This is a genomic window from Paraburkholderia sediminicola (assembly GCF_046027355.1).
Lineage (GTDB): Bacteria > Pseudomonadota > Gammaproteobacteria > Burkholderiales > Burkholderiaceae > Paraburkholderia > Paraburkholderia sediminicola_B.
On record NZ_JAQQEK010000037.1, the window covers coordinates 70,455 to 79,570 of the forward strand.

At 64.7% G+C, this 9,116-nt stretch carries 5 protein-coding genes; 3 read left to right on the forward strand and 2 right to left on the reverse strand.

All coding sequences use genetic code 11. The annotated features are described in order from the left end of the window. Positions 1–131 precede the first annotated feature (131 nt). Together PQR42_RS38475 and PQR42_RS38480 are read left to right on the forward strand one after the other, a co-directional pair. Positions 132–2,483: a UvrD-helicase domain-containing protein gene (locus PQR42_RS38475; protein WP_408495190.1), complete on the forward strand. Its 2,352-nt coding sequence runs from the start codon at positions 132–134 to the stop codon at positions 2,481–2,483. Positions 2,484–2,560: 77 nt separating this feature from the next. Continuing rightward, complete coding sequence (locus PQR42_RS38480; RefSeq protein WP_408385973.1) at positions 2,561–3,364, forward strand: 5'-methylthioadenosine/adenosylhomocysteine nucleosidase; 804 nt, start codon at positions 2,561–2,563, stop codon at positions 3,362–3,364. Positions 3,365–3,378: 14 nt separating this feature from the next. Here the strand turns inward: PQR42_RS38480 and PQR42_RS38485 are convergent, their stop codons facing one another. Both PQR42_RS38485 and PQR42_RS38490 read right to left on the reverse strand, forming a co-directional pair. Continuing rightward, complete coding sequence (locus PQR42_RS38485) at positions 3,379–5,283, reverse strand: propionate--CoA ligase (protein WP_408385975.1); 1,905 nt, start codon at positions 5,281–5,283, stop codon at positions 3,379–3,381. 262 nt (positions 5,284–5,545) lie between these two features. Continuing rightward, positions 5,546–6,823 carry an MFS transporter gene (locus tag PQR42_RS38490; RefSeq protein WP_408385977.1) on the reverse strand — a complete coding sequence of 426 codons (1,278 nt, stop codon included), beginning with the start codon at positions 6,821–6,823 and terminating at the stop codon, positions 5,546–5,548. Positions 6,824–7,323: 500 nt separating this feature from the next. Here PQR42_RS38490 and PQR42_RS38495 point away from each other — a divergent pair, with 500 nt between their 5' ends. Continuing rightward, a complete protein-coding gene (locus tag PQR42_RS38495; protein WP_408206624.1) occupies positions 7,324–8,997 on the forward strand; it encodes a methyl-accepting chemotaxis protein in 1,674 nt (557 codons plus the stop codon). Positions 8,998–9,116 lie beyond the last annotated feature (119 nt).

Here is a 9,116-nt window from a genome sequence, read left to right on the forward strand (position 1 = left end):
TTGTGACGTGGCGCAGAATCTCGCGTAGTCTGCGCCGGCGCCTGGGACCCGCCGCGAACGAAAAAATCCGCAAAAAGCCCCACCCCCTCCGGGGCATATAATGTCGAACGATCTGCCGCCCCTCCCAAAAAATGCCCGACCTGCTAGCCAATCTAAACCCCGAACAACACGCCGCCGTCACGCTCCCCAACGAGCCCGCGCTCATTCTCGCCGGCGCGGGCAGCGGCAAGACCCGCGTTCTGATCACGCGCATCGCGTGGCTCATCCAGCACGGACTGGCGTCGCCCGCCACGATTCTGGCAGTGACCTTCACCAACAAAGCCGCCCGCGAAATGATGTCGCGTCTGTCGGCGCTCCTGCCGATCGACACACGCGGCATGTGGATCGGCACCTTCCACGGCCTGTGTAACCGCATGCTGCGCGCGCATCATCGCGACGCGGGCCTGCCGGCCACCTTCCAGATTCTCGATACCGCGGACCAACTGTCCGCGATCAAGCGTCTGATGAAGGGCCTCAACATCGACGACGAAAAGTACCCGGCGAAAAATCTCCAGTACTTCATCAACAACGCGAAGGAACAAGGCCTGCGGCCGAAAGACGTCGACGCCACCGACAACTTCAACCGCAAATTCGTCGAACTCTACGAAGCCTACGACCAGCAATGCCAGCGCGAAGGCGTGGTCGACTTTCCGGAACTGCTGCTGCGCTGCTACGAGCTGCTCGCGCACAATCCGCCGCTGCGCGCGCACTACCAGGCGCGCTTCAGGCACATCCTGGTCGACGAGTTTCAGGACACCAACAAGCTGCAATACGCGTGGCTCAAGCTGCTGGCGGGCCAGACCAACTCGATTTTCGCCGTCGGCGACGACGACCAGTCGATCTACGCCTTCCGCGGCGCGAACGTCGGCAACATGCGCGACTTCGAACACGAGTTCAACGTCCGCCATCTGATCAAGCTCGAGCAGAATTACCGCTCGCACGGCCATATTCTCGACGCCGCCAATCAGCTCATCGCCAACAATTCGCGCCGTCTGGGCAAGAATCTGCGTACCGACGCGGGGCACGGCGAACCGGTTCGCGTGTATGAATCCGCGACCGATTCGCAGGAAGCCGGCTGGATCGTCGAGGAAATCAAGGCGCTGATCAGCACCGGCACGTCGCGCAGCGAAGTCGCGATTCTCTACCGCAGCAACGCGCAGTCGCGCACGATCGAACACACGCTGGTCAACGCGGGCATCGCGTATCGCGTGTATGGCGGCTTGCGCTTTTTCGAGCGCCAGGAAGTCAAGCACGCGCTCGCCTATTTGCGCCTGATCGACAATCCGAACGACGACACCGCGTTCGCGCGCGTCGTCAATTTCCCGACGCGCGGCATCGGCGCGCGTTCCATCGAGCAACTCGCGGACGCGACGCGTCTGTACAACTGCTCGATGGCCGCTGCGATCCCGTACGTGACGGGCAAAGCAGGTTCGAGCCTCGCGGGCTTTGCGAACCTGATCGGCAAGATGCGCGCGGAAACGCAGCAGATGAGCCTGCCGGAAACCGTCGAATACGTGGTTCGCACGAGCGGTCTCACGGAGTTCTATCAGAACGAACGCGAAGGCCAGGACCGGCTGGAAAACTTGCAGGAACTGGTCAACGCGGCCGCCGCCTTCGTCAGCGAAGAGGGCTACGGCATGGACACACCGGCGCGCTCCATTCCGCTGCGTCCGGGCGCGACCGCCGCGCCCGAACTGGCGGTCGCCACCGACGATCCGAATACCGTCGTGCTCGACGCGCCCGGCATCGCCGATCCGGCGCAAAACCCGGACACGATGACGCCGCTCGCCGGTTTCCTGTCGCACGCGTCGCTCGAAGCGGGCGACAACCAGGCGCAAGCCGGCCAGGAAGCCGTGCAACTGATGACCGTGCACGCCGCCAAGGGTCTGGAGTTCACGGCGGTGTTCATCACCGGTCTGGAAGAGGGGCTGTTCCCGCACGAAAACAGCGCGATGGAATCGGACGGTCTGGAAGAGGAACGCCGCCTGATGTACGTCGCGATCACGCGGGCGAAGGAGCGGTTGTATCTGTCGTTCGCGCAGAGCCGCATGCTGCACGGGCAGACCCGTTACAACATCCGTTCGCGTTTCTTCGACGAACTGCCGCAGGAAACGCTCAAGTGGCTTACGCCGAAGGTCGAGGCGGGCGCGCGCTGGGGCGGCCGTTCGGACAACGCGGGTTATGGACGCGACTGGTTCGCGCGGCCGGGTTATACGGGGGCCGCGTCGTCGACGCCGGCGCCGTTGCCTGCGTTTGCGAACGAGCAGCGGGCGGCGGAAACGGGTTTCCGCGTCGGCCAGCAGGTGTTCCACACCAAGTTCGGCGAAGGCACGATCACCGCGCTCGAAGGCGGCGGTACCGACGCGAAGGCGCAGGTCAAATTCAAGCGGCACGGCGAGAAGTGGCTGGCGTTGGCGGTTGCTAAATTGCAGGCGGTGGAATGAGCGCGGCGGGTGCAGGCGCGCCGGGCGTGGGAGCGGCCGGCGCGCGAGCGACTGATGGAGGCTCGGTGGCCGCAAGCATGTCCGACATTAATCCGAACCGCGGCGGCGCGCCGGTCTCACATCGCCCGCTCGGAATCCTGGCGGCCTTGCCGCAAGAACTCGGCGATCTGATCGAGGCGATGCGCGCCGAGTCCGGCGTGCGCACGATCACGCACGGTCAGCGGGACTATCACTTGGGCACTGTCCACGGCGCACCGTGCGTCGTGACGCTGGCGCGCGTCGGCAAGGTCGCGGCGGCGGCCACGGTCAGCGCGCTGATCCATGCATTCGACGTGGAAGCGATCGTCTTCACGGGTGTGGCTGGTGGCGTGGGGAGCGAGGTCCGGGTGGGTGACATCGTCGTCGCCGACGCGCTGCTACAGCACGATCTCGACGCGTCGCCGCTGTTTCCGCGTTTCGAGGTGCCATTGCTGGGCATCTCGCGATTCGACGCCGATGCGGCGCTCGCCGATCAACTCGCCGCGGCTTGCGAGCGCTTCGTCACGGAGGAGGGCGCGGCCTCGGCGGCGCGTTTCGGCACGCGCGAGCCGCGCGTGCATCGTGGGTTGATCATCAGCGGCGATCAGTTCGTGGCCAGCGCGGCGGGCGTTCAGGCGTTGCGCGACGCGCTGCCGGATGCGCTCGCCGTGGAGATGGAAGGCGCGGCCATCGCGCAGGTCTGCTATGAATACGGCGTGCCGTGCGCGGTCGTGCGTACCGTCTCGGATACCGCCGACGATCACGCGCCCGAGTCTTTCGTCTCGTTTCTCACGGACATCGCGGGGACGTATTCGAACGCGATTCTCACGCGGTTTTTAGAAGCGCGCAGTTCGGCGGTCTGAGGCAACGTCGGAAGCTACTTCCCCCCACCGTCGTCCAAAGCCTCACGCACCTGCTGCAACGCCGCCGGATCTTCGATGGTCGGCAGATCGCCCGGCTCGCGTCCCTCGGCGAGCGCCGCGATCGCGCGGCGCAGCAGCTTGCCGGAGCGCGTCTTCGGCAGCATCGACACCACCACGACCCGTGACGGCCGCGCAATCGCGCCGAGCTGCCGGTCCACCGTCGCCGTGAGTTCGGCTTCCAGCTTGTCGCGTTTTTTCGTGTCCGCGTAGGCTTGCGCGTCGCGCAGCACCACGAAGGCCATCGCCGCCTGACCCTTCAACGGATCCGTCACGCCGACCACCGCCACTTCCGCGACGGCCGCGTGGCTCGACAACGCTTCCTCGATCTCACGCGTGCCGAGCCGGTGTCCGGCGACGTTGATCACGTCGTCGGTACGGCCGAGGATCGTCACGTAGCCGTCTTCGTCTTGCACGCCCCAGTCGAAGGTCGAGTAGACCTGCCGGTTCGGAATGCTCGACCAGTACGTGCTGACGAAGCGCTTGTCGTCGCCCCATACGGTCGACATGCAGCCCGGCGGCAATGGATAGTCCAGCGTGAGCACGCCCTTTTCGCCGGGCGGGCAGGGCTCGCCGCTCAGCTCGTTGCGCAAGGTCAGACTGAACCCGGCCGACGGCACGCCCGGCGAGCCGAGCTTGGTGGGCAGCGCCTCGACGCCGCGCGGAATCGCCAGCATCGGCCAGCCGGTTTCGGTTTGCCAGTAGTTGTCGATTACCGGCTTGCCAAGCGCGCCGGCGATCCAGGCGGCGGTCGGTTCATCGAGCGGTTCGCCGGCGAGGAACAGCGCGCGCAGGCTCGACAGGTCGGCTTTTTTCAGCAGCGCCGGGTCCTGCTTTTTCAGCACGCGTAAGGCGGTCGGCGCGGTGAACATCAGATTGATCCGGTGATGCGCGACGAGGCGCCACCAGATGCCGCCGTCCGGACGGATCGGCGTGCCTTCGTACATCACGGTGGTGAGGCCCGCGATCAGCGGCGCGTAGACGATATAGCTGTGGCCGACCACCCAGCCCACGTCCGACGCGGTGAACATCACGTCGCCCGCCTTGCCCTGAAAAATATGTTCCATCGATGCCGCCAGCGCGACCGCGTAGCCGCCCACATCGCGTTGCACGCCCTTCGGCTTGCCGGTCGTGCCCGACGTGTACAGCACGTAGGACGGCTCGTTCGATTCGAGCCACTCGCACGGCACGTGGGCATCGAAGAACTGTTCGCGCAGCGGTTCGTAGGCGACCAGATAACTGGCATTGAGCCGCTCGGGCGCGAGTTGCCGGTCGATCAGCAAGACGTGCGGCGTCTTATGCTTCGCGCGGGCGAGCGCTTCGTCCATCAGCGGCGTGTAGTCGATCACCTTGCCGCCGCGCGCGCCGGCGTCGGCGGTGACGATCAGCACGGGCTTCGCGTCGTCGATGCGGGCCGCGAGATTCGGCGCCGCGAAGCCGCCGAACACCACCGAGTGAATCGCGCCGAGGCGCGCGCAGGCGAGCATCGCGAACAGGGCCTCGGGGATCATCGGCAGATAGAGCAGCACCACGTCGCCACGCTTTACGCCGAGCGAGCGCATGACCGCGGCCATCCGGTTGATTTCCGCGTACAGCTCGGCGTAGGTGTAGCGCCGCTCGATGCCGGTTTCCGTCGACACATACACCAGCGCGTTCTGCTGCGCGCGCTCGGCCAGATGACGGTCCACCGCGTTATGGCACAGGTTCGTGCGGCCGCCGACGAACCAGCGCGCGAACGGCGGATTCGAACGGTCGAGCACGGTGTCGAACGGCGTCTGCCAATGGATGCGCCGCGCCTCGTCGCGCCAGAATGCTTCGGGGTCTTCGATCGAACGGCGGTGGAAGTCGCGGTAGCTTGTCATCTGCGGCGATCCTTCTGCTGCGTGAGTGAACGGATGTCGGTGCGGCCGCGTGGCGCGGCGCAGGAGCAAGGTGTATATCCGCACAAGCATAGAGCAGGCGTGGCTCGGCGGACAACGCGGGTTCACCATGAGCGATGCGGCGCGCTGTCCGGCGCGGCGATGAGTCGCGCGCCGGATACGCCGCGCTCACCGGCTTGACGCAAAGACAAAGAAAAAGGCGCCGAAGCGCCTTTCTCTCATCAGACCCGCGGTCAGACGGCCATCACGCCTTCGCGCGCTTGCCTTCCACATCCGGCAGGAACACCGTCAGCACGCCGATCAGCGGCAGGAACGAGCAGACCTTGTACACATACGTAATGCTGGTGGCATCGGCCAATTGTCCGAGTACCGCCGCGCCGATCCCGCCCATGCCGAACGCAAAGCCGAAGAACAGACCCGCCACCATGCCCACCTTGCCGGGGATCAACTCCTGCGCATACACGAGGATCGCCGAGAACGCCGAGGCCAGCACCACGCCGATGATCACCGTCAGCACGCCGGTCCAGAACAGGTTTGCATACGGCAGCAGCAGCGTGAACGGCGCCACGCCGAGGATCGACACCCAGATCACATACTTGCGGCCGATCTTGTCGCCGATCGGACCGCCGATCACCGTGCCCGCCGCGACGGCCGCGAGGAACACGAACAGATGGACCTGCGCGGCCTGCACCGGCAGATGGAACTTGTCGATCAGATAGAACGTGAAGTAGCTGTTGATGCTGGCGAGATAGAAGTACTTCGAGAACACCAGCAGGATCAGCACGCTCATCGCGAACATGACCTTGTTGCGCGACAGCGTGGCGTGACCGGCGACGCTGCGCGCCTTTTTCACCGAGGGATGCTGCTTGTACCAGCGGCCGATCTGCGTCAGCACGACGATCGCGACGAGCGCCGCCACCGAGAACCACGCGATGCTGCGCTGGCCGTGCGGAATCACGATCAACGCGGCGAGCAGCGGCCCGAGCGACGAACCCGCATTGCCGCCCACCTGAAACAGCGACTGCGCGAGCCCGTGCCGGCCGCCCGACGCCATGCGCGCGACCCGCGACGATTCCGGATGGAACACCGACGAACCGCAGCCGACCAGCGCCGCCGCCACCAGCAGCACGCCGAAGTTAGGCGCGATCGACATCAGCAGCAGACCCGCGAGCGTGAAGCCCATGCCGACGGGCAACGAATACGGCTTCGGATGCTTGTCCGTATAAGTGCCGACGAGCGGCTGCAGCAGCGACGCGGTGATCTGATAGGTCAGCGTGATCAGGCCGATCTGGCCGAACGACAACGAGAAGTTGTCTTTCAGCATCGGGTAGATCGCCAGGATCAACGACTGGATCATGTCGTTGAGCAGGTGCGAGAAGCTGATCGCGCCGAGCACGGAGTACACCGTGCGCTGCACTTTGGCGGCGGGTTGCGCGGCGGCCGCCGCGCCGGTTCCTGTTCCAGCTCCGCCGGCTCCGGCTGGCGCGCCGGCGAGGGCGCTTTTATCGAGGCTCGTTTCCATACGCTAGATGAGAGAGAAGAAAGAGGGATCTGGAGTAGCCGGACGCTGTTCGAGCAACGTTTTCAGCGCTGCGGCATTTCGGCGCGGTGTGTTGCGTCGTCAACTATTTGTCGAAGTTTAATGTGGCCTGACTGAATTGTAAGGACAAGTTTTGTCGCGAATCGGACACGCGCGGCTGATAAGGGCCAGAGACTGTGCGCCGAAAGCGGGAACCGCGCGCACCTCGGCGGTGCCGGGGACGTGTGTGCTGCCACGATCACGCGCCGGTGGCAAGTCGTCTGATATATGCCGACCGGGGATTTTTGGCCGTGTATAAAACGGTCGCGGGCGCGCGGCTTACAAAGCGGCGCGCCGAGGACCGGGCGACACATGTGGCGAAAGCGGCCGGCATTTCGCGAGCGACGTTAAAGATCGCGGGCGTTCTTGCCGTAGACCCGGAGAGATAAGCAGCAATGCCGGAACCGACCTTTCCGGCAGTTCTAAACGTGGGGACGGGGAATATGAAAGCAGTTTCGCTGGGAAGCCAGACGGGCGCGGGATTCGTACCGGAGGGAGAAGCGGCCGGCAAGCCGCCGCGTGGCCAGAGCAGCCGCTCGCGGGCGGTGAGGCTCAAGGGTTTGTCGGTGAAGGCGATGTTGCGCCTCGCGTTTGCCGTGCTGCTGATCGGCACGCTGCTGATCGGCGTGTTTTCGCTGACCCAGATCAGCCGTCTGAATGCGTCCACCCAATCCATCTACGATCAGGGGCACGTCGCCAGCCGCGCCGCCGAAGAAGCGCGCGGCCACATGCTGCGCGCGAGCCGCGCGCAAAAAATGCTGCTCACCGCGACCACCGCGAAAGAGCGCGACGAACTCGGCACCGACATCGAGGCGGGCCTGAGCGGCCTCGCCGCGCAACTCGGCACGCTGCAACAGTACGTCGACACGTCCGACGCGAAGGCCGTCGATCAGCAGAAGAAATTTGCCGCTGCCGTGACGGTGTGGAGCGGGCATCTGCGCGACTTCGTGACGCTCGTGAAAGCGCAACCGCTTGACCTCTCGCAGATGAACTGGCAGGTCGGCACGCAGGACGTGTCGCTGCTGGTCGAAACCGGCAAGCTGGAAAAAATGGTCGACGAACTCGTCGCCCAGCGCGGCACGGCGGCGAAGGCGACCATCGAGGCGTCGGGCTTTATTTACCACTCGTCGTTCGTGATGATCGCGGTGGCGACGCTCGGGCTGATCGTGCTCGCGTTCGGCATCAGCGAGTGGGTGGTGCGGCGTCTTGCCGGCCAGCTCGGCGGCGAGCCGGCGTATGCGAAGGAAATTGCCAGCCGGATCGCGGCGGGCGATCTGTCGGTGGAGATCGCGCTGGGTCGCAAGGACAAGTCGAGCATGCTGTTTGCGCTGCATGACATGCAAAGCGGGCTCGCGACGACGGTCGCCGATATTGCGTCGAGCGCGGATGCGATTGCGACGGCGTCGGGTGAGATTTCGATGGGCAATCTCGATCTGTCGCAGCGCACCGAGCAGCAGGCGATGGCGCTCGAGCGCACGGCTAGCAGCATGGAGCAGTTGACCTCGACGGTTCGCCAGAACGCCGATAACGCGAAGCAGGCGAGCACGCTGGCGAACAACGCGTCGGAGATCGCGGAGAAGGGCGGCGATGTGGTGAGCCGCGTGGTCGCGACGATGAACGATATCAACGATAGCGCGCGCAGTATCGGCGACATCATTGGCGTAATCGAAGGGATTGCGTTTCAGACCAATATTCTTGCTTTGAATGCGGCGGTTGAGGCTGCGCGGGCTGGTGAGGAAGGGCGGGGGTTCTCTGTTGTCGCTGCTGAGGTGCGGAATCTGGCTCAGCGGAGTGCTGCGGCTGCCAAGGAGATCAAAGGCTTGATCAGTACTTCGGTCGAGCGGGTGAGCAATGGGTCGGCTTTGGCCCAGGACGCCGGGCAGACTATGGATGAGGTCGTTAAGGCTGTGAAGCGCGTGACCGATATCATGGGGGAGATTTCTGCGGCTTCTTCCGAGCAGAGTGCTGGGATCGAGGAGATCAACCTTGCGGTGACGCAGATGGATTCTGGGACGCAGCAGAATGCGGCTTTGGTGGAGGAGGCTACTGCTGCTGCCAGATCTTTGGATGATCAGGCCAGGGGGTTGAAGGTTATGGTTGGGAAGTTCAGGTTGTAAACGGGTTTTGCCTGCGCGGCGCTTGGGGCTGGGTTCTTGGGGTGTTGGCCTTTCCTTGAATTCTTTGTGGTCTATTAGCGTTGCCCCTGTGCGGGGCGGCACTTACTTTCTTTGCCGCC

What these genes read in the sequence shown, in the direction of transcription:
- PQR42_RS38485 (WP_408385975.1), bottom strand. Translation starts at nt 5,283, where the DNA reads ATGACAAGCTACCGCGACTTCCACCGCCGTTCGATCGAAGACCCCGAA.
- PQR42_RS38480 (WP_408385973.1), top strand. Translation starts at nt 2,561, where the DNA reads ATGTCCGACATTAATCCGAACCGCGGCGGCGCGCCGGTCTCACATCGC.
- PQR42_RS38475 (WP_408495190.1), top strand. Translation starts at nt 132, where the DNA reads ATGCCCGACCTGCTAGCCAATCTAAACCCCGAACAACACGCCGCCGTC.
- PQR42_RS38495 (WP_408206624.1), top strand. Translation starts at nt 7,324, where the DNA reads ATGAAAGCAGTTTCGCTGGGAAGCCAGACGGGCGCGGGATTCGTACCG.
- PQR42_RS38490 (WP_408385977.1), bottom strand. Translation starts at nt 6,823, where the DNA reads ATGGAAACGAGCCTCGATAAAAGCGCCCTCGCCGGCGCGCCAGCCGGA.